Genomic DNA, 25796 nt, shown 5'->3' with positions numbered 1-25796 from the left:
CGAGAACGTTCTTAATCTTTGTGGAAAAAAGCCGTTACGATCAAACGGTTTTTTCTCACTTTTTCGGATAGAAATCCTGATCTGATTTTTACCTATTGTCCAATTGTAAAAAAAGGCCCAATCGGAGGAGAGTCTTCTGATGTCTGATTTCGACTAAAAACGAAGTCATATTGTGAAGAGCGATCATGTATCGCTCTTCTACTCAAACAAGGAAACAGCAATGGAATTTCTAAAATGTCTTTTTAAATCAAACAGAGTATGTCTTACTCATCAAGAACTATGTGATGTCATCGATGAGCGTATCGCATTTCACACCCGAGGCGACGCTATGGAGCAGATCATCTTCTGTGATCAGAACAGTGTTTGGAACGCACCGCAGTACTCTAAGCTCAAAAATGAAGTGCGTGAGCATGTTCGTCAAGCCGAACTGGACAGCGTGATCGTACTGATCGAACATCAGCGCCTAAAATCTCTTCAGATCGAAGAGCTCAAACTCAAATTAGAGCTTCTTGAGAGGGGGGAACACGTATGAGTTTAGAGAATCTTTTTATTCTGCTGATACAGGGGAGTATGATGATGCTAGGGGGAGTGATGTTATGGAGCCATACGAAAAACCGATGGCTATTTGCACTCTTTATGACGCTTAGTGTTGTAACCGCTACAGTGGGGTGGATGAGCAACTATCCTCCTCAAAAAATAATTCCACCGATGATGCTTTATACGGTCATTGCGGTGGAGTATTCGATGACAATTATGGATCGTAGAATCGATGCATTATTGGGTAACGAAACCATTGGTTCAAAAAGAACCCCTTATGCTCTGATTCTCTTAATCACGGTGATGCTGTGCGGCGCTCTAACAGGATTATTCATGTCACCGCTATCGGCCGTTCAATCGAATATCGAGCTGATTGTTGCGATTGTCCTGATAGCCCTAGCGCTGGTACATAGAATTACCCGCATCTTATTACGGGGTCATCAGTTCTCCGCAAAAGAGAACCCATAAAACGGCTCATCATCTGGGGAGGATTTTACCTCCCCGCATTTGTATTAGCATGGAGAGCCCAAACATTCACCGATTATCTGCAAAGTATTATCGGTGTGCTGCTAGGAGCGCTGATATGTTATATTCTAACTCATAGAGAGACTCCGTGGGTGAAAAATCTGTTGGAGCGTTTCTAAGCGCTCCGGCATTACAATGAAAGATTCACACAACAATGAAACAACAAAGGAAAAAAGATGCTAAAACTATTCGTATTGATCGCACTGGTCTATCTGTTTATTCGCATGCTCCTAAATTACAAAGCGTCATTATCTACTACGAAGACGTGGAAGCAGAACAACCACAGTTTTATGAACGACAGCTTTATCAACCACAGCGATCTCTTCACACAGAACGACAGTTCGTTTGGAGATCACCAAGGCTACCAATGGATGGAGATGAACCCGGCTACCGGCTTGCCGATGATGGGGAATATTGACGTCTGCGGTAACCCTTATGGAGTTGATATGCACTGCTGTAGCAGCAGTCATCGTATAAGCACTTGCGGCGGGTTCGGTCATGATGATTAAAATCAAACGTATCACCGGAGTATTGGTCATGATCGATGTGATCGTGTTTGGAAGCGGAGCACTTTACAGTGTCGTAATGGCCATTAATTAGGTTTAAAAAAATCGGTGATGTCGCATTCGAGGATATGGGCGATCTGATAGAGGTGCTTGATATTAAAGTGCTGTTTATCCAGATAGAGTTCACTTTGAGAGATAAGACCGGGGGATTTGAGATTCATCGCAAATGAGAGATCTAGCTGAGTCAAACCGTTGAGTTCACGAAGCGCTTTGACGTTTCTTCCGATACGTCGGTAGAGTTCATCAACATCCTCTTGGGTAAGATCTTCCAGTGTTCTCAATGCGGCTCCAAATAATTAGTAATTACTATTTAGAGTGTACTTATGTTATACTCCTTCACACAAATAGTAATAGCTATGTAAGCAGAAAAAGAAAGGAAAAAACTGCACTATGAATTCAAGAAATATACTCATAACCTTAGCCCTAAGTACCGCGTTATACGCTGATCTACAACCCATTTCTAATGCCTTTATTGCCGGAATGAAAGAGATGAAGATCGAAGTAAAAACGACCGATGCTTCCAATACTATCGAAGTAGTGACACCGATTGAAGAACTTCCCCTTATAGGAGGAGGAGTAACGTATAAAACCCGAAGTGAGGATGCTAAAGATATGCTGGAGCGTCAGTGCTTCGCATACGGAGGAGATGTCTATTTTACAATCAAAGATAGTTTTGGCGATACGGTAGAGGCACACAGCCTTGATCATGCTAAAGTCAAAGTACTCTCACAAGAACAGCGAAACGAATATACCAAACTAAATCCTGAAGATAAAATCTTTTTCTTTGTCAAATCACGCAGTGACTTTCGAGAGTACTTTAGTGATCAGCGTCTCAAACGAGGTTTCATCGCCGATACTGATGCTCTAAGACCGCATAACTTTTATTACGATACGACATGTAAATCAATCGATACCGGTAAAACCATCTATACGGCAAAAACCAAACGCTATCCCGACACTATGGTTGTCACGTTTAGTGAAGCGGTAGCGACAGAGAACTTTGCGAAGCCAAAGATCTCTAAAACGATTGAATCATTATTTGCCGAGTATGTAACAGAGCAAAAAGGGAATAAATACCTAATTAAGTACGCGCCATGCAGAAGTCAAACGGAAATGGCAAGAGCATTCTGTGAAGAGGCATCCGGTAAACTCGTTGTTGATGGCGGTGAAACGAATATCTATAGCAAACCGGTAATGATGAAAAGAGAGATGGGATGTGCTGATATCGAGCATCCGTTTATCCTAAGAAGCCCTGAACCGTTTAAGTTCATACTGCTTACAGATACCGCTCCAGCGTATGCAAAAAACAACCTCGTCATTGATCAAAGTGACGTATTGGATATACAGATGCAAGGACTTGCTCTCTCAACCTCAATGCTCCCACTTGGAGCTCAAAGTGAAAACAATATTGGCAACCGAAAGTTGCTCTCCACCGTCTACAGTGACACAGGAACAATGAAGCTGGTGAACATACAAGAGATAGGTGGAAACAAGACCTATAAAAACTATAAAGTGCAAAACAATGAAGCCCGAGATATTACCGATGAACGGTTCGTCTACTCCAACCTAAAACTCCCTCAATCGATCCAAAACGCTAAAGGCACATTAGTTCAGCAATGCAGCCAATACGGTGCGGGGAAAGTGTCGATCGATGGGTATACAGCAACATGTTCAAGACAAGCGTATGGGAATCAATGCAGTGTCAATCTGATTTATATGCGTAATGATCAGTTCGCCGGGCGCGAAGCAATCAACTGCAAGTAGCATCGGATAAAGATTATGCGCGGAACGGTTAAATTTTACAATGCTGAAAAAGGATTCGGATTCATATTCTCCGAAGGGCTGAAAGAGGATATCTTCTTTCGGATCGGTGAGTGGAAACACCCATCGGTTCCGAATGGAAATGATGATGTCGAATTCGAACTGGGCGAAGATCAAAAAGGGTTTCGTGCCAGAAATATTCAGCTCATTTTTTCTGCACAGGAGAAACAAAACAAGTCATACGAATCCAAACAAAAAGACGATCGGATCACCTGCACATCCTGCGGCAGAAAAGTAGTACCTCGCATGGTGACGTACCGGGGAGAACCGGACAAAACGCTCTGCCCCTATTGCGGCACCGTTATCAAAACGTTCGAGACAAACAATTGCTTCTTGACCCATATGTACGGGGATCGTCACCATCAACATTTGGAGCTCTTACGTGAATTTCGAGATACACAATTGATGAGTAATTTGATAGGAAAACAAATCGTGAAATTCTACTACTTGATTTCGCCATTTTTAATCAAAGCGGTTCCAATAAATCGCAAGGTTCAACATACGCTTTAAAGCAAAATCGATATAAAGAAATTGAAAATATGAGTTTAAATGGTAGAAAAAATTTGTTGCCATAATAGCTTGTATTACCATACTGGCAATCATTAAGAAAGCTGCGTATCTTTATTTGTAAGACCGTTCGAAGTTTTGTGTAAATAGCCAGTAGTCCGTAAAATTATAGCTATAGTTCATTTTGTTGGCATGCTTGATTCCAAAACTTACTGGTTGTTGAACAAGTGTATAACTAAGCCCAAAATCGGGAGTTAGCCACTCACTTTGTTCCAATAAGTCCTCTTTCTGTACTTGGCGAATATGCTGATTCCAACAAATTTACTCGCTCAATGATCAACTATAGGCTTATCATGGTAGAATGTAATCAAATAAATACTTTTTAATATAGTTTCACGTGTTCAGATGGCTTGTAGTTTAAGCCTTAGCCACATAATATGTGTACTAAAAAAGAGTTATATGCATAGGAGAATGACATGAGTGAAGCACAAGGTTATAAACAAGTAAAAGACTTTCTCAGTTTTAATAAAAAGAATTTTAGCAAAGGCTATGTTTTTAATGAAGAATTTTATATCCAGTATTACGTAGGTGAAAATTTAAATTTCCAAGGAAATGAAATTGTTAATTTCCACGTACAGCACCCTGAATTTAGGCAAGATGTTCAAATTCCAAATTTAGATGAATCAATATATCACACAGCTTTTTCGCCAAAATTTCAAGATTATTATTTTGATCAAGATCGCAATGTTTTAATTATTACACAAAACAACACTAAGAACAAATTCGCAAAACCCTATAAAGTATTTATCTATGGTTGAGCAATACAAAGATAACAATTTATTGGAGACCAATCAAAAACTCGCAAGCGGCTTTTTGACTGCTTATTTTAAATGTTAATCTTTCAAACATTGATAAAGGAGATACTATGCCAAAAAGATTGAAAATGTCATTTCCTACAAAAGAATGCAAGATATGTTAAAGCCTCCAGATTTTTTAAATATAGTTTTCCATAGTGTGGACACTAAAGGTAATGACGTAGGATTATGTGTGGGCTTTGAACGTGGAGAATGGCGAAAAAATGCTTTAGTCGAGCATGTTATGGAATGGTTGCCAGAGTTTGCATTGCCTTACGATGAACTACAAAGCATTGGTTATCACAATGCACAACGTATGGTACGTAGAGCGGCAAATGCAGTATATAAAACTGAAAAATATGGTAATCGTGGTGAATTCGGTGAAATACTACTTCATATTGCTATAAGACAAATTTTTTCTACTATTCCAGCAGTGAGTAAAATTTATTACAAAAGTGGGGTAAACGAAACTGTTAAGGGCTTTGATGCTGTTCACGTAGTGGATACAGGCGATGAACTTGAACTATGGATAGGAGAAACAAAATTTTACAGTGAAGTAGGCAGAGCGATAAGAGATGTTTGTGATGAAATAATTGATCACCTCAAAACTGATTATTTAAGAAATGAATTTCTTTTAATCGCTAACAAGATCGACTCTTCCTGGCCACATGCAATAAGCCTCAAAAAACTCATTGATGAAAACACATCATTGGATGAGATTTTTTCAAGGGCCGCGATACCTATTCTTCTCACATATGATAGTAGTGTTGTTAAAGGCTCAAGTATTGCAGATCACGACTATCTAGAAAACATTAAAACAGAGCTTACATCTGCCTATACTAAATTGAGAAAACGTTTAGATGACGAACACGTCAAAACTTTTGGGACACCCTTGGACATTACTGTACATATCATATTGCTGCCATTGAAGGATAAAGCGGAACTTACAACGGCATTGAATCAGCGTCTTAAGGAACTCCAAGGATGATTTCAACAACTGATTTTAGAAAAGTATTACGGGGATCATGGTGGGAGAACGACCAGTTTGAAATATTACGACTCTTATCTTCATTGTGTACAAAAAATTCCAATGAAGCAAGAGAATTAGTAATCCGAGCTTTAGATTCCAAGTATAAACTCAATATACATTCACAAGAAATTCTAGATGAAATAGCAATGCAAGTTGGACTATACCCATACGTTGACAATCTCAAGCAACTTTCTTTACGAAGTGCTTTCAATCATGCTGCTCATAGAGCAGTTGGTGAAATGTCTGATTATATTCTTCATAGCTCACAAAATAAAATTTTTGAAGCTTTGCTCGATGGAAATTCAGTCATCCTCAGCGCTCCAACCTCATATGGTAAAAGCTTGATTATTGATGCAACTATTGCAGCAAAAAAATTCGATAATGTCATATTGATAGTTCCAACAATCGCTCTCATTGAAGAAACTAGGCGAAGAATGATGAGATTCTCATCTGACTATCAAGTTATTACCAATGTCAGTCAACCTTTGGGAGATAAAAATATTTTTGTCTTTACACAGGAACGCTATCTGGCGATGAAAGACAATATTCCTGATCCAGATTTTTTTGTGATTGACGAGTTCTACAAGCTGTCAATAGGTAGTGATGGTAGCCGAGCCGCATTACTGAATCATGCATTTTTGCTTTTGTTCAATACTGGTGCTCAATTTTATCTTTTAGGTCCGTCAATACAAGAAATTCCAGACATTGTGCATAAGAGGCTGAATTGCAAATTTTTTGTTGAAGATTACCATACTGTAGCATTGGAGCTACATCATCTAGATAAAAAACCGTCAAAAGAAAAAGTTCTTGCTGAAACTCTAAAACAAATGCCAGATCAAACCCTTATATATTGCCAATCACCTAATAGTACTCGTAAGCTAGCAGAAAAATTAATTGATTTAAACGTTTTTAAAATTACCGAGGATGAAGAGTTATTACAGGCTGCAGAATGGACTGCCATCAATTATCATGATCAATGGTTAGTTACTCTTGCATTGAAACATGGAGTTGGAATTCATCATGGTAGATTACCAAGAGCACTTGGCAGATTTATTATTCGTGCTTTTGAAGAGAAAAAAATCAATGTATTACTGTGTACATCCACATTAATTGAAGGGGTAAACACAAGTGCAAAAAATGTCGTAGTTTTTGACAATACATTAGATCGACGAAAATTAGACTTTTTTACATTCAATAATATTAGAGGAAGGTCTGGTCGCATGTTCAAACATTTTATTGGGCATGTATATGTATTTGACAAGCCTCCTGTTGCCGAATTGCCTTTTGTTGACATTCCAGCGTTTAATCCAACTGAAACAACTCCAAATAGTTTGTTGCTCCAAATGGATAAGCAAAGCCTGCCATACAATTTAAGTAAACGATTGGATGAACTTCTGGTTGACAATATTCTCCCTCTTGAACTTTTACAACTTCACAATGGAATAGAACCTGAATTCCTCATCGCTACCACGAACAAATTGCTCAAATTGGATATAAGAAAGTTATTAACATTCGCATGGAGTGGCAACCCAGAATATGCTGACTTGGAAGCTACCTCTCAAATGATTTGGAATGAGCTAAATGGAGCATCTGCGGCTAAAAGAGCGGGTCTTCGAAGTGCGGATATGATGGCCTTTTGGATAAATGATTTATATCGGAAACGAAGTGTGTCTAAGTTTCAAAAAATCACCATCAAGAATATGATTGATCGTGGGACAAAACCCGACGATGCTGTCGAAGATGTTTTAGCTTTTTTAAGAAATTGGGCATCTTTTAGCTATCCGAAATACCTAGTTGCTCTAAATGATATTGTAAATGTTGTTTTAGTGAAGAGAGGTATGAAGCCATGTAATTACATCCCTTTTGCAGGTGCTATCGAACATCTTTTCCAACCACAATCTTTTTTGGCACTTGAGGAGTATGGGCTACCTTTGGAACTCTCAGAAAAATTAGTTAAAGCAAAAATAATACATCGAGATGATGATTTAGGTATAGTATTAAAAACACTACGTCGAGTGTCTTTAAAAGAATATGGTGAAAATATTTTTGAAAGTCGTATGCTTGAAGATTTTCAAGAAGGTTTAGGAAAAAAAGTTAACAAACCAAAAGAGACCAATTAAAAACCCACGTACGGTTTTTTGATTGCTCATTATAAACGTTATGTCTACTAAATCCAGAAGGAGCTTAAATGAAGTCTAGAGGGTTAAAAACTATTCACGATCTTATTGTTCGCGATTATAAAATTGAACCTATTGGCGATGGTAAATTTCTTCATAGTTTTAAACCTGCAACTACTGAAACAACTTATCAATTTGTAGCTAATCGTATCCCTGAAGTTGTTGAAGGTGAACGTTATAACATAGGATACTATGAAGATGATGTTGGCAATAAAATCATTGAACGATCGTGCTTATCTAAAAACACAGAAGTGAATCCAATGTTAAGTTATTTATATGCCACACAGTTATCGAGTGAAAAACATGATATAAATAAAGCTAAAAACGATGAGAGAGTTAGCCATACGGCACAAGATGGCTATTACTGGGGAAAAAAATATGCTTGGAGAGAATTTGGGTTAGTAATACCAAAAGATGCTTTTTATTCATATTTAGATGAAATAATTCATCCTCAGGTTGAATGTATTACACGTAATCCTGATAAACCATTTAACAATGAAAAATCTATTGCATATAAAGAAGATGGTATTGCAGATGCCATCAATGCTCTCATTGCTTCAGCAGAAAAAAAGACGAAGGTAAAATATAAATCACCGCTGTATTCACGACAATTTACAATTAGAGGAATTGAAGCAATTACGGATAAAAAATAAACATAGTAATTCAAAGGAGACAAATCAAAAACCGGCGGGCATTTTTTGATTGGTCATATTAAACGTTAGATACGAAAGGAAAACTAATGCCACTATCACCGAGGTATCCACAGAGAGTAAACAATCACCAATTAGAAGAACTTTCAGAACGCTTTTTTCAGAGTTCTCTCCCAAGAAATTGGATATGTGACAAACCTGAAAATGACTATGGTGTTGATCAGAGAGTAGAACTTTTTCAAGATAACAATGCAGTCGGTTTAGAGTTACTCGTTCAACTAAAATCCTCTCAAAGCGGAACAGAATATGAGTATGAAACGATTCGTCTGAAAACTACCACATACAATTATTTATGGGATAAACTGCAAGTCGTTTTGCTAGTTAAATATGTTCAAAGTGAAAATAAAGCCTATTGGCTCTTATTGAGTGATGTTCCAGAGCCTAATCAAGGACAAGAGACTTTTACAATTCGTATCCCTAAAGAAAATGATTTAGAAAGTATAGATTGGCAAATGATCTATAATTATGTTCAAACAATTACAAATGAAAAACTTGAAGTCAGACGTAGAGGTCGACGAAATTCCTAGCAAACCTAAGGGGAATTAAAAACCCATAGGCAGCTTATGATTAATCATTTTAAACATCAAGTTCAAAATACTTTAGTTTTAGGTGCGAATCCAAATCAATTTCTCTAACATCCAATACAAAGTCTTTACTGGCTATTACTTTTATTTTACAAAGTATTCAACAATTTTAAAATGTAGATTTTCTTAAAGCTTTACGAATTTTGGGTCACATAGTTAGTAATCGGTCAGTGACAAATTGGATTGTCATAATGTATTGGAATATACAATACGGAAAATATTTGTTTTTCGTACATTCTTTCAAAACTGCTAAATTGCACCTGCTTGAGAATAAAAACTATACGAAAAACACTGTCGGAATGATATAATATACGAATACTTAATTTAGAGGTTTTCCGACATGTTAATTGGATATATGCGTGTTTCAACTGATGGTGATCGACAAAGTACCGATCTTCAACGCGATGCATTGATGAGTGCCGGTGTAGATGAAAGAAATATTTTTGAAGACAAAGCTTCCGGTTCCAAAGATGATCGAGTCGGTTTGGCTCAAGCAATAGAGTATGTCAAATTAGGTGATACGCTCGTAGTTTGGAAACTTGACCGTCTTGGACGCTCACTTCCTCATTTGATCGAGATTGTCAATCAGCTAAAATCAAAAGGTGTAGGATTCAAATCTTTGACAGAAGGTATGGATACCTCCAGTCCATCAGGTGAACTTCTTTTTCATGTTTTTGGAGCTCTGGCTCAATTTGAACGTTCATTGATTCAAGAACGGGTTAATGCTGGACTTGCTTCCGCAAAAAAGCGAGGACGAATCGGTGGACGACCAAGAGCAATACCGCAAGAGAAGATGGATGCTATTTTAGAAGCTTTGAATAACGGAATGTCAAAAGCGGCAATTTGTCGAACGTTTGAAGTTAAGCGGTCGACGTTGATTGACACATTAAATCGTAAAGTATAAGTCTATCTGCTCATCCACCAAGATAGTGTTCTGTGATATTCGCTCGATTATGTTTCATCTCCCAACTGACAGCTTGAAGACTTTGCTCATAGCTATAACCGGCACGAGCGTATTCCATCATACGACGCTTCGAAAAATTCCATCTAAATGCATGGGATCCTTCTGCTGGAATACCTAATTTTTTGCAGGTTTCACGAATGTCAGCAGAGTATTTCTGGCGATCAATTTTAAATAGTTTGTTCGCAGTAATATAGTCTACGAGTTGGTTGTAAATATCAATTGATATCAATACATCGCCTTCCTTCCCGCCCTTTTCTTTGGTAAAAAGTACCCCTTTGTCTATTCCTGTAATTGCATCAAAACGAATTCCGTGTAATTGGTCATTTTTAATAGCACTGACCCCCTCAAGACGACAGCCTCCAGAGAGCTGTATCTTAGCGCTGAGACGAAATAAATCGTTTGAAAGTGATGCGATAATCAGATCGGGATTTTCATAAGCCCTGTTATGATAATTATCAGCTACCAAGTCCAAATTTCTAGCTTCGTTAAGTATAAATTGTCGAATCGAAAAATCGTAATATTTTGCTTCGCCATACTTATTTTTTGTGTAATGTTTGAGTGCTATTTCTAATTTACCTAGTGCCGAACTGATCTTCTCTAAATACTGTTTGCTAACATGATATTCGCTCTTGTAATCCATATAAGCCGCGATCATTTCACCGGTAATTTTTTCAGCATCTTTGATGTTCCAATGCTCACGCAAGTAGTGAAAAAAATTTTCCCACACGGCACGAAAAGTCGAGGCAGTCCCGTATGATGATATTTTGTTCCAGTATGGATGTGTTGGATCAATTCGTTCGGTTTTTTTTGCTCCAGCTACAAACAAAATTTTTATCAATTCTGCTGATTGGTAGTAAACGCTTCCACGCATGGTAAGTTATCCTTTTAAAATTATATTGATCGGTTTAAGCCGCCGTTCGGCAATTTGTTAAGTCAATCTGCGTTTTTAAGCGAGTTGCGCTGAACCTCGGCTCTTTTGGTTACGATGGTGCGATTTCCCCGTAGGTAGATCTGAGCTCCACCGATTTTTCACATGTATTATGTTTAAAAACAAAAGATTATCAATCATTTTGAACTTGTGACCCGAATCTTTTTTGAGGGACGATGTACAATGTTTTCTACGGTTTCTATTTTTGCCAAGAATGGGTTGGAAATCCCCGTAAATACGGGGATGTGAGATAGTGATAAATTGTATTTGGAAAACGACCAAGAAAACAAAATGAAAACACACAAAAATATGCTTTCAAAACATTCTTAAGGTTGTTTTTTTCCAATAATTTGATATTTTTGTAGCAATTTTTGAGCATTTTCTGTAGAAAATATATACCTTTCATACAGCTTTTTTGAATCACTATCGGCGTAAACTCTACAAATATAATCGTGTAATTGTCCAAACATTTGAATCTCAGAATCTTTTATTTTGGACATATCAGTATTGCTATTTCTAACAATTGAGAAAATATTATCCGTATCGGATAGGCATGAAGTATCTCTAGCTTTAAGGGCTTGGTTCCAATCCATAATCATCCCTACGACATCCAATTCTTGCCAATAAATTGGCTTCAATGTATTAGGAAAAGTACATTTCAATCCTCTGAATGTTTTATCGTTTTCGGTCTTTTCAACTGCCTGATAGTAATCAGTTGGATACTCTTTTTTCATCCTTCCTTGAGCATAATAATCCAGCCCAGATTTTATTTTATGTACCTGTGCTAAATTTACAGACATGAAAATATCAGTGATTTCTATCATCTCATTAATGATGAAACTATTGCCACGCATATCGTCAAGAGAAGCGATATGTAGTATCGTTTTTCCACTCTCGCCAAGAGGGTAAGAGTGCCATTTAAAAAGTGGTTTGTGAAGTCGCCAAAGTATTTTTAATGCATCCATTTATTTCTCCTGTGTTGTTTCATTTTTAGATTCAAGTTCATTCCACAACTTTTGAATTGTGGAGGGTGCAAGTTTTTCTAATTGCAACTCTTTTTTTACAATCAATGCCAGCTTTTTGTATGACAATGGTTTATTTCCTTTTTTAGTTGGTGCCATACGAAGTGACACCACTAATGACCACTTTTGAATGAGTTTTGATCGTATAGATTCTTGATCTGTATGGTTGTCAAAAAACTGTCGAACTTTCATTTCGGATAACTTTTCAATTTCCTCCAATGACATCTCTCCAAAGTTCTTTCGACGTATTGAATCGCGATCATTCATGAGTGATCTGATTGCTTTTGTCTGAGCGATGAAGGATAGTTCTGCCAAGCTCAATTCATCGACATTATTGGAGCGAAGTTGATGAAATAATTTTGCATGTCTACCCATAATTTCGATTCGATCTACAACAGAACATCGTGCATAAAAAAGATACGTCTGCTTTAACTCAACATCTGATAGTTTGAGATGTTTTGCAATGTCCAATTTCATTGTTTTATTCCTTTCATCGGCTCAGTATTAACCAGCCATGTAGCAATATCCGTGATTTTCCACATGCGTCTACCTCCATATTGAATCCATGGAGGGATTATCTGTTTTTCCAGAATCATCTTTTCCGAGAAGGGGCTATTTTTGGTAAATAATTTACTCACGAATGAATAACTGCTCCCCCATTCAGTTGCAGCTTCTTGCATAGATAAAACCCATTTCTGATGTTTGTTATACATGTTTTCTACTAACTCTTTTTCAGACACCTTTTCCCTTTTTTCAAAAAAGCTTTTTTGTTCATTTTTTATCAATTGATTGCACAAGTTTACAGATGAATTCAGGGCAAAAAACCACTAAAAAGTTGCCAATCCAGTTGATTAAATCCCTACGGTATGAGCTTTTGAGGCAGTTTTGAAAAAGTGTAAATTTTCATGGTATATGTTTGAATAAAAACGTCTTATCATATTGTCTAACGTTGTCTAAGTGATAATCAGCTATAATCGAATCCACTATGATCGCTGAATGAGGGCAAAGGTTGGGCATGGCTTCAAAAAAAGATTTATCTGAACGCGATATCTGCACCAAATACATCACTCCGGCATTGACGGGATCAGGTTGGAATATTCATTCACAAATTCGTGAAGAGGTTGGATTTACCGCCGGGCGTATTTACGTCCGGGGGAAAATGGTCCATCGAGGCGAGCAAAAACGCGCTGATTATATCCTCTACTACAAACCCAATATCCCCATCGCTATTATCGAAGCCAAAGACAACAATCACAGCATCGGTTCAGGTATGCAGCAGGGACGTGGATACGCCGAAATTCTCGATATCCCTTTTGTGTTTAGCAGTAACGGGGATGGATTTTTAGAATACGATCCAACCGAGTCCAATGGGGCATTGGAACGCGAGATCTCTTTGGAGTCTTTTCCATCCCCTGAGGAACTGTGGAGACGGTATAAAATTCACAAAGGAATTATCGAAGCCGATTCCGAAAAAATTGCTCTTGCCCCGTACTATATCGACGATCCCCGTCGTGAACCACGTTACTATCAGAAAAATGCCGTCAACCGTACCGTCGAAGCAGTGGCACGTGGGCAAAAGCGGGTTCTTCTCGTCATGGCAACGGGGACGGGGAAAACCTATACCGCGTTTCAGATTATTTATCGTCTCTACAAAGCGGGACAAGCTAAACGGGTTCTCTTCCTCGCCGATCGCAATATCCTCGTTGATCAAACAAAAATCGGGGATTTCAAACACTTCGGCGACAAAATGACCAAGATCACCAACCGCACCATCGATAAATCGTTCGAGATCTATCTTTCGCTTTATCAGGCGATTACCGGAGTTGGCGAAGAGAAAAAAGTGTTCAAGGAATTTAGCAAAGATTTCTTTGATCTTATCGTGATCGATGAGGCTCATCGCGGAAGTGCATCCGAAGATAGCCAATGGCGCGAAATTTTGGAGTATTTTGACAGTGCGGTACAGGTAGGTCTCACTGCAACGCCGAAAGAAACCAAATACGTCAGTAATATCTCTTATTTCGGTGAGCCAGTTTATACCTATTCACTTAAACAGGGGATCGATGATGGATTCCTAGCTCCGTATAAAGTAATCCGTTTTTCACTCGACCGTGACGTCGAGGGGTGGCGTCCCTATGAAGGACAGCGTGATGATGTCGGAAACGAGATCGAAGACCGCGAATACAACACCAAAGACTTTGATAAAAACGTAGTTCTCAACCAACGTACCGAACTTATAGCCCGTAAAGTGACCGAATTTTTACGTGAAAACGATCCCTATATGAAAACTATCGTTTTTTGCGTCGATATCGACCATGCCGAGCGAATGCGTCAGGCATTGGTCAATGCTGCCCCTGAAATGGCAAAAGAGAGCCGTAAATACGTCATGCGCATTACCGGAGATAATGAAGAAGGGAAAAAAGAACTCGATAATTTTATCGATCCCGAATCGACCTATCCCGTCATAGCTACAACGTCCAAACTGATGACGACAGGGGTTGATGCACAAACAACTGGATTGATCGTACTGGATTCGAACATCGGTTCTATGACGGAGTTTAAGCAGATCATCGGACGCGGTACACGGATCAACGAAGCGTATGGGAAATTCTACTTTACGATCATGGATTTTCGAAATGTCACCCGTCTCTTTGCCGACCCCGATTATGACGGTGATCCGGTACAGATTTACGAACCAAATAACGATGACCCCGTTACCCCTCCCGAAGAGGAAGAACCTGAAATACCGGCAGAAGAAGAAACCACTCTCGTGTATGAAACACCGGACGTTACGTTTGAGGAGGATGGAGACGATACCAGCGGTCCACATGTCCCACCGAGTCGTTACGTAATCAGCGGCGTAGAGGTCAAAGTGCTCAACAAACGGGTACAATACATCGGCCATGACGGGAAGCTGATTACCGAATCACTGATCGATTACAGCCGTAAAAATATACAGAACCGTTTTTCGAATCTCGATGAGTTTTTGCAGGCATGGCATAAAGCCGATCAAAAAGAGGCCATTATCAACGAACTCCAGTCAATGGGGATTTTCTTCGATGAACTCGAACGCGAAGTGGGTAAAGAGGGGCTTGATCCGTTTGATCTTGTCTGTCACGTAGCGTATGAGCGTCCTGCACTCACCCGCGCCGAACGTGCCGGTAAACTCAAATCGGGCAACTATTTCGCCGCCTATGGCGACAAAGCCAAAGCGGTCATCAACGCTTTGATCGACAAATACGCCGAATCGGGAATCGAGAGTATCGAAGACATCGCGGTTCTCAGAGTCCCTCCGTTTAACGAACTCGGCACCATGAGTGAACTCGCCCGTCTTTTCGGCGGTGGACGTGCCGGATACGAATCGCTCATCCAATCCATTGAAAAACATCTATACGCATCCTAAGGACTTCAATACATTATGGCAGACATTTCAAATATCGTAAAATCGATTCAAAACATCATGCGCACCGATACGGGTGTGGACGGAGACGCACAGCGGATTAGCCAGCTCGTGTGGATGCTCTTTCTCAAAGTATTCGACGCCAAAGAAGAGGAATTCGAACTCGAAGACGCTCAATACGCTTCTCCGATTCCGGAGCGTTTGCGTTGGAGAACATGGGCAGCCAATACCGAGGGAATCACCGGTGAAAAGCTGATCGAGTTTGTCAATAACGACCTTTTTCCATCGCTCAAAGATCTCGATATCACGACAGGAAGCCCTTACGCTCCTCTGATCAAAGGGATGTTCGAAGACGCCTATAACTACATGAAATCAGGGACGCTTCTGCGTCAGGTAGTGAACAAACTCTCTGAGATTCATTTCGATAGCCTTGCCGAACGCCACCTCTTCAACGACATGTATGAACAAATTCTCCGCGATCTCCAGAGTGCCGGAAATGCGGGTGAGTACTACACCCCTCGCGCCGTGACCGAGTTCATTGTGCGGATGGTTGACCCGAAACTGGGGGAAAAAGTTTTCGATCCCGCGTGCGGTACCGGTGGATTCTTGATCAGTTCGATTAATCATATCATGCGACACGGTGTCAAAACCGCCGAGGACAAAAAGACACTGGAACAGACGATTCACGGCATCGAGAAAAAACAGCTCCCTTATATGCTCTCCATGACGAACCTGATCTTGCATGATATCGAACGTCCCGATATTCGTCATGATAACTCTCTGACCCGTCCGCTCAAAGACATCACCCCATCCGAACGAGTCGATTGTATTGTCGCCAACCCACCGTTTGGCGGTACCGAAGAGCCGGGGGTGGAAAACAACTTCCCCGCCACATTCCGCACCCGTGAAACGGCAGACTTATTTTTGCTTCTCTTCATCCAAATGCTCAAACCGCGTGGACGTGCAGGAATCGTCTTGCCGGATGGAACGTTGTTCGGGGATGGCGTTACAGCACGGATCAAAGAAAAGCTCCTCGAAGAATGCAATCTCCACACGATCATCCGTCTTCCGAACGGTATCTTCGCCCCATATACTGACATCAATACTAATCTCCTCTTTTTTACGAAGGGCGAACCGACCCGAGAGATTTGGTATTACGAACAGCCGCTTCCGGAAGGGTACAAAAAATACACCAAAACCAAGCCAGTGCGAGTGCAGGATTTCGATGAGCTGAGTGGATGGTGGAATGAGCGCGTCGAAAATGAGCGAGCATGGAAAGTGAGTATAGAGACGATCAAGGCGAATGGATTCAATCTTGATGTCAAAAACCCGCACAAAGGTGAAGAAGAGCAAGTGTATACAACTGTGGAGTTGCTTGAAAAGCTTTCTTTGTCATTGGCTAAAAGCAACGACTTGCTTGAAACTCTGAAAAGGGAATTGGTATGATTGTTCGAAGTGTAGACTATCTGAATTCTTTGGTTCTTGAACTGGTAAAACTGCCTGACGAAACAGAATGGTTGGAGTTCAAGCACAATAATGACGACCCTCAAATGATTGGTGAATACATTAGTGCCCTCTCTAATTCCGCTGCCCTGAATGGTAAAACAAATGCCTACATGCTTTGGGGAGTAGAAGACAAAACGCATAAAATCGTTGGTACGAATTTCAATCCTTTTAGCGCCAAAAAAGGGGGAGAAGCACTTGAAAATTGGTTATTAAGACTGCTTGAACCCAAAATTGACTTTATGTTTTATACGCTTCAAATAGAGGGGGAACAGGTTGTTTTACTTGAAGTAGCCCCAGCATATAGACATCCGGTGACGTTCTCAGGTACAGAATATATTCGACTTGGTTCCCATAAAAAGAAGCTCAAAGAGCTAGCTGAAAAAGAGCGGGAATTGTGGAGAGTATTCGACAAGGTACCGTTTGAAAAACAAATCGCTGTAGATAATATAGAAGCCGGTGAGGTACTGGATTATCTGGAATACACCAAATATTTTGAGCGTTTAAAGCTCCCTCTACCTGAGAATAGATCTGCCATTCTCGAAGCATTGATAGCCGATGATATGGTCAACAGATTAGAAAATGGCAAATATGCCATTACAAATTTGGGTGCAATTCTTTTTGCAAAAGAACTCTCAAAGTTCAATAGCTTGCAGCGAAAAGCCATCCGAGTAATCCAGTACAAGGATAATACAAAATTTCAGACGATGAAAGAAATCGTCGGGAACAAAGGGTATGCGGTTGGGTTCGAAGGATTGATCGAATACATCAATAATCTGCTCCCCTCCAATGAGGTTATCAAACAAGCGTTTAGAGAAACGAAACCGATGTATCCGGAACTTTCGGTCAGAGAGCTTGTTGCTAATGCCATTATTCATCAGGATTTTTCTCAAAGTGGCAATTCGGTAATGATAGAGATTTATGCCAACAGATTAGAAGTGACAAATCCTGGAGAGCCTATCGTAGACACCGATAGATTTTTGGACAGCCCTCCCAAATCACGAAATGAAATACTTGCTTCGTTTATGAGAAGAATTAATATTTGTGAAGAAAGAGGAAGCGGTATCGATAAGATCGTCTTTGAAACAGAGCTATATCAACTCCCTGCGCCTCTTTTTGAATCGACGAACGGATATACAAGATCTACTCTTTTCGCCCACAAAGAACTCAAAGATATGCACAAAGGAGATAAGATACGGGCGTGCTATCTTCACTGCTGTTTACGATATATCCAAAATGACTACATGACGAATACATCGCTGAGAGAACGATTCGATATCGATGTCAAAAACCGTTCGATGGTCTCTAAAATCATTAATGAAACACTTGAAGCTGGAAAAATTCTCATTTATGATGAAAGTGTCGGATCAAAAGCGAGAATGTATATACCGAGTTGGGCACGATAATGCGAATTTGCTTCACCGTTGCTTCACTGAAAGCCATGCAAAGACTAAAATCATTTGATAAAACCCCTATATTGTGGGATCCAAACTCTCAGAATTTGCTTCACCGTTGCTTGAATCATCAAGAACAAAGAGGACATGGAGCGAAGAATGCGTAAACTAAGGGTTGGAGATGTCCTCGTTAAATCTCGCGATTCAATGACGGTTGACGATGAAATAGAATACCGACAAGTGACAGTTCGGTTAAAACATCAGGGTGTATATTTGCGAGGTTATAAATTTGGTAAAGAAATCGGGACGAAACAGCAATCATATGCACGAGTAGGGCAATTTATTTTGTCCAAAATCGATGCCAGAAACGGTGCGTTTGGGATTATTCCGGATGAGTTGGATGGTGCGATCATCACGAATGATTTTTTGACCTATGATGTCAACGAAAAAGAGCTGAATATCGAGCTTTTCAGGCTTTTGACCTCTCAACCCGCATTTGATGATATCTGTAATAAAGCAAGCACTGGTACGACGAATCGAAAACGTCTTAGTGAACGAGAATTCCTTGCGCAGGAAATTATTGTGCCTCCGATCGAAGAACAGGACGCTTTTATTACCCATTTCAAAAAACTGCAATATGCGCAGGAACAAACGCTTACCGAACTCCAAACCCAATCCGATTTGATTGACAAACTCCGCGCTTCGATTCTCAGCGATGCGGTTAGCGGTCGCCTTGTGCCACAAGATCCCACTGACGAACCAGCAAGTATCCTCCTCGAAAAAATCCGAGCCGAAAAAGAGCATTTGATAAAAGCGGGAAAAATCAAGCGGGAAAAACCGATTCCAGTTATTGCAGATGATGAAATGCCGTATGAACTGCCGAACGGCTGGGTATGGTGTCGATTGGGCAGCGTATGCAACAATATTCATTACGGATATACGGCTTCAGCAGAATTATCTTATGATGAGCCCAAGATGCTTCGAATTACAGACATTCAGAATAATGCAGTTAATTGGCAAACAGTCCCTCATTGCAAAATATCAGATGATGAATTAGTAAAATATCGACTTCAAAATAGAGATATTTTGGTGGCACGAACAGGTGGAACTGTAGGAAAATCTTTTTTGATGACAAATGTACCTGTACAATCCGTATTTGCTTCATATCTTATTCGATTGATTCCAAGCAATGAAATAGATGAACGATATTTAAAAATTGTTCTCGAAAGCCCGTTATATTGGAAACAACTTATTGAAAAATCAATGGGAACTGGTCAACCAAATGTCAATGGGACATCTTTGTCAGAACTCATTATTACTCTTCCCCCCTATATTCAACAACAGCATATTGTTGCCAAAGTTGAACAGCTCATGGTTACCTGCGATTCACTGGAAGCCGAAGTAATCAAAAGCCGTACCGAAACCGATCGATTGATGCAGACGATTCTAAAAGAGGCGTTTAACGCTTCTTAGAAAAGGATAGTGGTGACAAATAATAATCCTCTCTATAAAGTTCAACGAGAAAAAGCAGGATCTCAGACTTTTAGTAAGTATATGTATCAATACCATTGGGCTTTGTACCGTTTACTGCAAGAGCATGAGCAAGAACATGAGTATGCTGTATTTATGGAATTGCATGAAGATGTTGTTCTGTCTGATTCCCTTGAAGCTGATAAGGCTGAGTTTGAATTCTATCAAGTCAAAACAGATAAATCTCCTTTCTCGGAAACAAAATTACTCAAATTAAAAAACGGTAGCTCAGTTTTAGGAAAATTGATTAGCAGTAGTAATGGTGAACTAGGTAGAGAAAAAATCAAAACGATGAATTTAGTGGCTACTAATGGATTTAGCCTAAATCTTAAACATCCGAAAATGTCATTAGAAAATATAGCTATAAATGATATTGAGAATGGTACGCTTCAAAAATTAGCTGATGCCATACAGGTAGAATTGAAAGCAGACAGTTTTCCGCTAAATTTGCATTTTATTATGCCTGCTTTGCCAGAAAAATCTACACAAGAGGCTGTAATAGGGTATATTGCATCTGTAGTTGCAAAGTTATATCCTCGTTCATCTACACAGGCTGAAGACATATACAGATTGTTAATCAATGAGTTGACCCGAAAAGGTGAAGTATCATTTGATTATTCATTATGGAATGATTTGCTTGAAAAAAAAGGATTAACATCAATTACGGTTACAAGTGTGATTAATCAATTTACTGAAAGAAAAAATGATGCGGATGTGTATAGAAAATTTGATGAATATTTAGAAGAATTAGGGTTAAAAGTTTTGCTAAAACGTAGTTGGCAAAAATCATTTGAGAGATACTATCTTCAGCGTATTGGAAATAGAAGTATTGCTCAATTGGATAAGGTAAAGCAATTGTCAGTATCACTTGATAATCAACTTCCCAATTGTAATAATGACATAGAGCAATTGCTTATACTAGTTATTGATGAGTTGCCTGAACAATTAAAAAAAAGTTTTAGTGAAGAACTCGACATAAAAACAGCAATTTTATGTGAGCTCATTTTAAAGGAATAACTCTATGCAAAATGTGGAGAATTATAAACTTCTGATCAGAAATCTAAGGAAAAAATATAATGAAAAACTTACGATTCAAACAACTGCTACTACTGTCAGATTCCCAAAAGTCCGGAAATCAGTTCAAATTCGACAAGAGATACAACCTAATAACGGCGAATGACAATAGTGTTGGAAAGTCAACACTGGCTAAGTTACTCTTTTGGGCGTTTGGATGTGAACCAGAATTTGATAGTACATGGAAAAGTACGGATTGCAAAACATTACTTCAATTTTCTGTGGGCGACGATGAATTTTCAGTTATGCGCTATGGAAATATCATTCACTTAAAAGAAAATGATTCTCCAGTTGTTAAATTTACAAGCATCAGTGGCGACTACTCAAAGAAGTTTGCTGAGATAGTTGATTTTAAAGTTCTTCTTCCAGGGAGACCTGACGAAACTGAACTTTCTACTCCTCCACCAGCATATTATTTTTTACCTTTTTATATCGATCAAAAAAGAGGTTGGGCAAAAGCTTGGGATAGCTTTGATAGGTTAGAACAGTATGCGAACTGGAGATCTACTGTTATTAAATACCATATTGGCTATTTAAATCCAAAGCACTTTGAGATTGAACAGGAAATAGTTGAGAAAAAAAAGAATATCAATCGTTTAAATGAAGAGATACAGAAGATAGGATATGCGCTTGATGTTGTTAATGAGCATACTCCAAGTTCTGAAATAACGCTCAAAGAGCAAGAATTTCAAACTATGACGCAAGAACTCCAAAATGAATTATCACAATTGTCACAGATGCAAGAAAAATTCTTAGATGAATTATCCATGTTGACTTCTGACAAAATCTATCTTGAACATCAAAAAATGATAGCAGAGCATTTAATGAAAGAGCTGGAAGAGGATTATATTTTTAGTACTGAAAATATACAAGATGATCATCTGGAATGCCCATTGTGTGGAACAGTTCATGAAAATTCGATCGTAAACCGTGCATCAATTCTTGTTGACAAACAACATGCAGAAAGTCAATTGGAAACTATTAATCAAAACCTTTTAGCTATCAAAACAAAAATTTCAAAGATTGAAGATGAATCAAGCGCTATAAGAAATAAAATCAATTTAATAAATCAAAAATATTCTTTAACAGATGAAAGCAATGTAATTCCACTTCAAGATGTCATTGAAAGCTTTGCATATAAATCTATTCAAAATAACATTAACAGTACTAAAAAAGATAAACTAGCCAAGGTTGATGATTTCAAAAGTGAGCAAAAAGAACTTAAAAAAGAACAATCTAGTTTGTCAACAAAAGAAGACAGAGAAAAGATTGACAATAGTTTCATGGATTTACTTACGGCGTATATTAAAATTCTAGATGCAGAAGGGATAAATTTAGCTAATATCAAAACGGCTTTGGACTATAGTAAAATCATAAAAGAAGGTGGTGCTGCTGAAGGTTCACGAGGTGTTTTGGCATATTATTTAGCTATTTTTTCTTTAATTAATATTCATGGAAACGAGGTACAAGCACCACTCGTGATAGATACTCCTAATCAGCAAGAACAGTCAAATAAAAATTATGAAAATATTGTGACGTTAATCACTAAAAAAATTCCAGATCAAGAACAAGTAATTATATGTGCTATGGAAAATGATAAGCTAGAAGCATTTAGAAAACAAGCGAATGTGATTGTTCTTGATAAAAGTAAACTCATGAAGACATCGGAATATGAAGGTATAAAGAGTCTATTTAATGCTATGGATGCATAAAGCAAAATAAATCCATGCTCATACCTTTTGGCTACAGGAAAGAAACCGATGAATATGTCGATGTGGATGACGTTGAAAATGGTTTAGCCTGTAATTGTATCTGTCCCTCGTGTGATATGCGTCTTGAAGCCAGGCATGGAGATGAGCGGGAACATCACTTTAAACATCATGTAAAAGCCGAAAAAGAGTGTGATTTTTCGTATTGGGTTGCCGTGCGATCTATGGCAAAACAGATTCTCGAACAAAGCACATTTTTGAATGTTGATGTAGAACGGCTTTTTACAGATATTCCGTGGAAAAATCAAATTATTAAAATGGATATCCTTGCGATCAATCCGCGACGAAAACCTCATGGATTCGATTTTGAACTATTGACATCTATAGGGTATGTCTATATTTATTTTGTTACCCCGGAAAATGAAAGTGCTGGACGATATCGATCCCATATAAAAAACCAACCGTGGTATTTTACGGCGGATCTTATCCTCGAAATCGATTTGACTACACTATCGTCAGTCAAAAAAAATGCAAAAAGTCGTTTAGAAAAACTGATTAAAGAAGAGCTTGATTCCAAAACATGGGTTACTCCAAAATATCCTTTTAAACCGAAACCAATTAAACCGGCAAAGCAAGAACATACTGTTCGACCCGCTCGAATTATCAATGAAATTGTGTCTAAAAACATCATTGTCAAAGAAGATACTCCAAACTACAAAAAATCGTATGTAGTCCACAAAGAATTACTCGATGCCTTTGGATTAGTCGAAGGCCAACTGATTAGAGAATATATCAGGACTTTGAATGTGGCAATAGAGTTTTATAAGGCACAAATTGCGGTCAAATATATCGAAGCAGTCCGTAGTAAAAATTTTTCAATCGTTTATACGGGCATGAATTTGTATTTCATTAGCTATGAAAACGAATTTTATGGAGTTGCTCAATTAGGGCGTCATTATGTTTATCAAATTGTTGATGAGATGGTCGTATTTATTGGGAAATGTTTAAAATTAGAAGATGTTACTAAAGAAATTGATATGCATATATGTGAACGAGATCATGTCTTTTAATGGCTATAATTGATATTCATGGATAAGGAAGTCTTTTTGCAGTCAGTTATCTTAGATTGGTTGAAAACAAAACAAAATTATTGCTATTATCAAGCAAATACCGATAATTTAGCAATTTTTCAAAACAGGCTAGTGGAATTGCTATTAAGCGGAAGAATTCATATTAGTGATCTAAAGCCATCTGATTGCTATATCGTTAAAAATATCGGTAATGTTATTAAGTGGAGTTTAAAGCATACTGTTCATGCCAAACATACTTTTGAAAATTTCAATGTTCAATTACATGAGCACGTTTATAACAACGTAAAAATTAAAGAAGCATCGAAAATCTTCGAAGGTAATAATTGTGAACAGCAACGAAAAACACTTATTGAATTACTAGTTGAGTTTAAAAAATCCAAAAGCAAAAAAAATACACAATCAAAACGATTTGATGATCCATATGAATTTATTTTTTCTAAATCAGATCGAAATCCAGATGATTATATTGAGCATATAAAAAGCTCATTAATAGTTGATGGAGTATTTTCTAGCAATGAAATGCCAGGAGATATGCGGCAAATCATAAATCGTTACAAAGACTTGCAGGAAATAGGTATATTTTACCCTTTTAAATTTGATCACGATATTTTTGCTGAAGATCATTACTTGGTTGAAATCAACCATGTGAAATTCCGCAGAAAAGACAATAATTTTCTCAATTTGATTACCAATTTTTATCAAGCAAATCAGCTCAATAATTGTTTTGGAGAAGTTTTTACACTGAAGCGTTTTTTCGCTTATCCAGGTAATCAATACATCCCTCATTTTGCCTATTTTGATCCTTTTAAACATTATGAAAAATATCTCGAAGTGTATAAAAAAATCAAAACCGATTTCAAAGAAAGAAAATTGGAGTTCAACTCTTTTATTTTCGAGTTATTTGAAATTTTCAATCAAGCCCAAATAGGCATTGTAAAATTTCAACATGCTAATCTGATAGATTCTATTTATACAAATCGTTCACTAGATCGCCAATATACTGCGAGGGAACTAGCAGACGAGATGATGAAGCGGATGGATCCAAACTGTGATCTTATCTACATGACACGAGAGTACGCAATGCTGCATTTTCTCAAGAGTTTGCCATCAGATAAGCTGATTGGTAAGAATATAAAAATCAAAGATTTGGAAGAAACAAAAAACTGGTCAGAAGAATACATGCAAATGGTGCAAAGTCTTTTGGATGAATTGCTGAACGTCTTAAATAAAGATTCTTCCTCAAGACTCCAATATATCATGGACCATTACAACTCAAAAGTTGTGAAATTAATGAAAAAATATCGTCTTAAACAATACAAAGATGCGTTCTATGATATGTTACTCGATTTAGTCTATTTCTATAGCGACAGAACTCAAGAAAAATTACTATATACCTTTAACTCAACCATCAAAGAAATATACCAAAAGAATCAACATAGATCTATCGATGATATTGTTGACTTCGATTTTGAGGAAAAATTTGTACAGTTTTATCGTGGAGAATTTGAAAAACATCAACCCTTGAATGTTGATCAATCTAAATTTGCTTTAATGAACTAGTCAAATTCCAGAGTTGGAAGTGCAGTTATGACGCAGTTTGGGGCTTCAAAGTTCCCAGAATTTTGGGCATACTTCTCCGCTTATGAAATTCTACTAACTAGATTTACGTTATTATTCCGGCGTTAGGATAGATTGTCGAATAGCCTCTTTGCCTTTTTCACGCTCGGCAAGAGCATACCAGCAACTGTCGGTTGTGCTGTACAGTTTGTTCCGTGTCCATTATGTGAGAGTCTTGGATTTAGGTCGGTATGAGAAGGTGCAGAGTGCATAGTATCTACCACAGCGCCACTTTTCGCGTGTGATCGATCCCCCT

Annotated in this window: 24 protein-coding genes; 19 read left to right on the top strand and 5 right to left on the bottom strand. The window is 38.3% G+C overall.

Translation table 11 applies throughout. The annotated features are described in order from the left end of the window. Positions 1 to 220 precede the first annotated feature (220 nt). The 3 genes from Q0389_RS04895 (at position 221) to Q0389_RS04885 (ending at position 1571) form a co-directional block, all read left to right on the top strand. Positions 221 to 532 carry a hypothetical protein gene (locus Q0389_RS04895; protein ID WP_298692190.1) on the top strand — a complete coding sequence of 104 codons (312 nt, stop codon included), beginning with the start codon at positions 221 to 223 and terminating at the stop codon, positions 530 to 532. Further along, the gene (locus tag Q0389_RS04890; protein ID WP_298692188.1) at positions 529 to 1005 is read left to right on the top strand and encodes a hypothetical protein; all 477 of its coding nucleotides are present in this window, start codon (positions 529 to 531) and stop codon (positions 1003 to 1005) included. The genes Q0389_RS04895 and Q0389_RS04890 overlap by 4 nt, the downstream gene beginning before the upstream one ends. Before the next feature lie 233 nt (positions 1006 to 1238). Beyond that, positions 1239 to 1571, top strand: coding sequence for a hypothetical protein (locus Q0389_RS04885; protein ID WP_298692187.1), 333 nt, complete (start codon positions 1239 to 1241; stop codon positions 1569 to 1571). Positions 1572 to 1654: 83 nt separating this feature from the next. Here Q0389_RS04885 and Q0389_RS04880 read toward each other — a convergent pair whose 3' ends face one another. Beyond that, entirely contained in the window at positions 1655 to 1909 is a 255-nt protein-coding gene (locus tag Q0389_RS04880; RefSeq protein WP_298692186.1) for a helix-turn-helix transcriptional regulator, read from the bottom strand. Positions 1910 to 2117: 208 nt separating this feature from the next. Here Q0389_RS04880 and Q0389_RS04875 point away from each other — a divergent pair, with 208 nt between their 5' ends. The 8 genes from Q0389_RS04875 to Q0389_RS04840 all read left to right on the top strand — a co-directional run bounded on the left by Q0389_RS04875 (position 2118) and on the right by Q0389_RS04840 (position 10215). Next, positions 2118 to 3392 (top strand): hypothetical protein, encoded by a 1275-nt coding sequence (locus Q0389_RS04875; RefSeq protein WP_298692184.1) that lies wholly within the window; start codon positions 2118 to 2120, stop codon positions 3390 to 3392. A 15-nt stretch (positions 3393 to 3407) separates the two neighbouring features. After that, entirely contained in the window at positions 3408 to 3959 is a 552-nt protein-coding gene (locus Q0389_RS04870) for a cold shock domain-containing protein (protein WP_298692182.1), read from the top strand. 473 nt (positions 3960 to 4432) lie between these two features. Continuing rightward, positions 4433 to 4774 (top strand): hypothetical protein, encoded by a 342-nt coding sequence (locus Q0389_RS04865; RefSeq protein WP_298692178.1) that lies wholly within the window; start codon positions 4433 to 4435, stop codon positions 4772 to 4774. 145 nt (positions 4775 to 4919) lie between these two features. After that, positions 4920 to 5798 (top strand): DUF1837 domain-containing protein, encoded by an 879-nt coding sequence (locus tag Q0389_RS04860; protein ID WP_298692175.1) that lies wholly within the window; start codon positions 4920 to 4922, stop codon positions 5796 to 5798. After that, a complete protein-coding gene (locus Q0389_RS04855) occupies positions 5795 to 7960 on the top strand; it encodes a DEAD/DEAH box helicase (protein ID WP_298692173.1) in 2166 nt (721 codons plus the stop codon). Before Q0389_RS04860 ends, Q0389_RS04855 begins: the two co-directional genes overlap by 4 nt. Positions 7961 to 8028: 68 nt before the next feature. Beyond that, a complete protein-coding gene (locus tag Q0389_RS04850; protein ID WP_298692171.1) occupies positions 8029 to 8670 on the top strand; it encodes a hypothetical protein in 642 nt (213 codons plus the stop codon). Positions 8671 to 8756: 86 nt separating this feature from the next. Further along, entirely contained in the window at positions 8757 to 9254 is a 498-nt protein-coding gene (locus Q0389_RS04845; protein ID WP_298692169.1) for a DUF4365 domain-containing protein, read from the top strand. 397 nt (positions 9255 to 9651) lie between these two features. Then, entirely contained in the window at positions 9652 to 10215 is a 564-nt protein-coding gene (locus Q0389_RS04840; RefSeq protein ID WP_298692167.1) for a recombinase family protein, read from the top strand. 10 nt (positions 10216 to 10225) lie between these two features. Here the strand turns inward: Q0389_RS04840 and Q0389_RS04835 are convergent, their stop codons facing one another. From Q0389_RS04835 to Q0389_RS04820, 4 genes are all read right to left on the bottom strand, one after another. Continuing rightward, a complete protein-coding gene (locus Q0389_RS04835; RefSeq protein ID WP_298692165.1) occupies positions 10226 to 11146 on the bottom strand; it encodes a hypothetical protein in 921 nt (306 codons plus the stop codon). Positions 11147 to 11529: 383 nt separating this feature from the next. Further along, on the bottom strand, positions 11530 to 12168 hold the full coding sequence (locus Q0389_RS04830; protein ID WP_298692163.1) for a hypothetical protein: 639 nt from the start codon (positions 12166 to 12168) through the stop codon (positions 11530 to 11532). After that, on the bottom strand, positions 12169 to 12702 hold the full coding sequence (locus tag Q0389_RS04825; RefSeq protein ID WP_298692161.1) for a hypothetical protein: 534 nt from the start codon (positions 12700 to 12702) through the stop codon (positions 12169 to 12171). It abuts the gene before it with no gap. Next, positions 12699 to 12965 carry a hypothetical protein gene (locus Q0389_RS04820; protein WP_298692159.1) on the bottom strand — a complete coding sequence of 89 codons (267 nt, stop codon included), beginning with the start codon at positions 12963 to 12965 and terminating at the stop codon, positions 12699 to 12701. The genes Q0389_RS04825 and Q0389_RS04820 overlap by 4 nt, the downstream gene beginning before the upstream one ends. 275 nt (positions 12966 to 13240) lie before the next feature. Here Q0389_RS04820 and hsdR point away from each other — a divergent pair, with 275 nt between their 5' ends. The 8 genes from hsdR (at position 13241) to Q0389_RS04780 (ending at position 25483) form a co-directional block, all read left to right on the top strand. Next, positions 13241 to 15625 carry an EcoAI/FtnUII family type I restriction enzme subunit R gene (gene hsdR, locus Q0389_RS04815; protein ID WP_298692157.1) on the top strand — a complete coding sequence of 795 codons (2385 nt, stop codon included), beginning with the start codon at positions 13241 to 13243 and terminating at the stop codon, positions 15623 to 15625. Positions 15626 to 15640: 15 nt separating this feature from the next. Beyond that, positions 15641 to 17068 (top strand): type I restriction-modification system subunit M, encoded by a 1428-nt coding sequence (locus tag Q0389_RS04810; RefSeq protein ID WP_298692155.1) that lies wholly within the window; start codon positions 15641 to 15643, stop codon positions 17066 to 17068. Beyond that, positions 17065 to 18531 carry an ATP-binding protein gene (locus tag Q0389_RS04805; RefSeq protein ID WP_298692153.1) on the top strand — a complete coding sequence of 489 codons (1467 nt, stop codon included), beginning with the start codon at positions 17065 to 17067 and terminating at the stop codon, positions 18529 to 18531. The genes Q0389_RS04810 and Q0389_RS04805 overlap by 4 nt, the downstream gene beginning before the upstream one ends. Positions 18532 to 18666: 135 nt before the next feature. Next, the gene (locus Q0389_RS04800) at positions 18667 to 19992 is read left to right on the top strand and encodes a restriction endonuclease subunit S (RefSeq protein ID WP_298692151.1); all 1326 of its coding nucleotides are present in this window, start codon (positions 18667 to 18669) and stop codon (positions 19990 to 19992) included. 12 nt (positions 19993 to 20004) lie between these two features. Beyond that, the gene (locus Q0389_RS04795) at positions 20005 to 21066 is read left to right on the top strand and encodes a DUF4297 domain-containing protein (protein WP_298692149.1); all 1062 of its coding nucleotides are present in this window, start codon (positions 20005 to 20007) and stop codon (positions 21064 to 21066) included. A 59-nt stretch (positions 21067 to 21125) separates the two neighbouring features. Further along, entirely contained in the window at positions 21126 to 22835 is a 1710-nt protein-coding gene (locus Q0389_RS04790) for a hypothetical protein (protein WP_298692147.1), read from the top strand. 14 nt (positions 22836 to 22849) lie between these two features. Next, positions 22850 to 23902 (top strand): hypothetical protein, encoded by a 1053-nt coding sequence (locus tag Q0389_RS04785; RefSeq protein WP_298692146.1) that lies wholly within the window; start codon positions 22850 to 22852, stop codon positions 23900 to 23902. Positions 23903 to 23920: 18 nt separating this feature from the next. Then, positions 23921 to 25483 (top strand): hypothetical protein, encoded by a 1563-nt coding sequence (locus tag Q0389_RS04780; RefSeq protein WP_298692145.1) that lies wholly within the window; start codon positions 23921 to 23923, stop codon positions 25481 to 25483. The last annotated feature ends 313 nt before the right edge of the window (positions 25484 to 25796 follow it).

Origin of the sequence: uncultured Sulfuricurvum sp., from assembly GCF_937936435.1 — a bacterium.
In the GTDB taxonomy this organism is placed as follows: Bacteria; Campylobacterota; Campylobacteria; order Campylobacterales; family Sulfurimonadaceae; genus Sulfuricurvum.
Note: the sequence above shows the minus strand (reverse complement) of the source record. Positions and strands in the feature narration are given on the sequence as shown.

Coding starts and splice junctions, on each gene's coding strand:
- Q0389_RS04810 (WP_298692155.1), top strand. CDS start 15,641: ATGGCAGACATTTCAAATATCGTAAAATCGATTCAAAACATCATGCGC.
- Q0389_RS04845 (WP_298692169.1), top strand. CDS start 8,757: ATGCCACTATCACCGAGGTATCCACAGAGAGTAAACAATCACCAATTA.
- Q0389_RS04885 (WP_298692187.1), top strand. CDS start 1,239: ATGCTAAAACTATTCGTATTGATCGCACTGGTCTATCTGTTTATTCGC.
- Q0389_RS04850 (WP_298692171.1), top strand. CDS start 8,029: ATGAAGTCTAGAGGGTTAAAAACTATTCACGATCTTATTGTTCGCGAT.
- Q0389_RS04855 (WP_298692173.1), top strand. CDS start 5,795: ATGATTTCAACAACTGATTTTAGAAAAGTATTACGGGGATCATGGTGG.
- Q0389_RS04840 (WP_298692167.1), top strand. CDS start 9,652: ATGTTAATTGGATATATGCGTGTTTCAACTGATGGTGATCGACAAAGT.
- Q0389_RS04865 (WP_298692178.1), top strand. CDS start 4,433: ATGAGTGAAGCACAAGGTTATAAACAAGTAAAAGACTTTCTCAGTTTT.
- Q0389_RS04890 (WP_298692188.1), top strand. CDS start 529: ATGAGTTTAGAGAATCTTTTTATTCTGCTGATACAGGGGAGTATGATG.
- Q0389_RS04800 (WP_298692151.1), top strand. CDS start 18,667: ATGGAGCGAAGAATGCGTAAACTAAGGGTTGGAGATGTCCTCGTTAAA.
- Q0389_RS04870 (WP_298692182.1), top strand. CDS start 3,408: ATGCGCGGAACGGTTAAATTTTACAATGCTGAAAAAGGATTCGGATTC.
- Q0389_RS04805 (WP_298692153.1), top strand. CDS start 17,065: ATGATTGTTCGAAGTGTAGACTATCTGAATTCTTTGGTTCTTGAACTG.
- Q0389_RS04835 (WP_298692165.1), bottom strand. CDS start 11,146: ATGCGTGGAAGCGTTTACTACCAATCAGCAGAATTGATAAAAATTTTG.
- Q0389_RS04860 (WP_298692175.1), top strand. CDS start 4,920: ATGCAAGATATGTTAAAGCCTCCAGATTTTTTAAATATAGTTTTCCAT.
- Q0389_RS04875 (WP_298692184.1), top strand. CDS start 2,118: ATGAAGATCGAAGTAAAAACGACCGATGCTTCCAATACTATCGAAGTA.
- Q0389_RS04785 (WP_298692146.1), top strand. CDS start 22,850: ATGCTCATACCTTTTGGCTACAGGAAAGAAACCGATGAATATGTCGAT.
- Q0389_RS04780 (WP_298692145.1), top strand. CDS start 23,921: ATGGATAAGGAAGTCTTTTTGCAGTCAGTTATCTTAGATTGGTTGAAA.
- Q0389_RS04895 (WP_298692190.1), top strand. CDS start 221: ATGGAATTTCTAAAATGTCTTTTTAAATCAAACAGAGTATGTCTTACT.
- Q0389_RS04825 (WP_298692161.1), bottom strand. CDS start 12,702: ATGAAATTGGACATTGCAAAACATCTCAAACTATCAGATGTTGAGTTA.
- Q0389_RS04830 (WP_298692163.1), bottom strand. CDS start 12,168: ATGGATGCATTAAAAATACTTTGGCGACTTCACAAACCACTTTTTAAA.
- Q0389_RS04790 (WP_298692147.1), top strand. CDS start 21,126: ATGAAAAACTTACGATTCAAACAACTGCTACTACTGTCAGATTCCCAA.
- hsdR (WP_298692157.1), top strand. CDS start 13,241: ATGGCTTCAAAAAAAGATTTATCTGAACGCGATATCTGCACCAAATAC.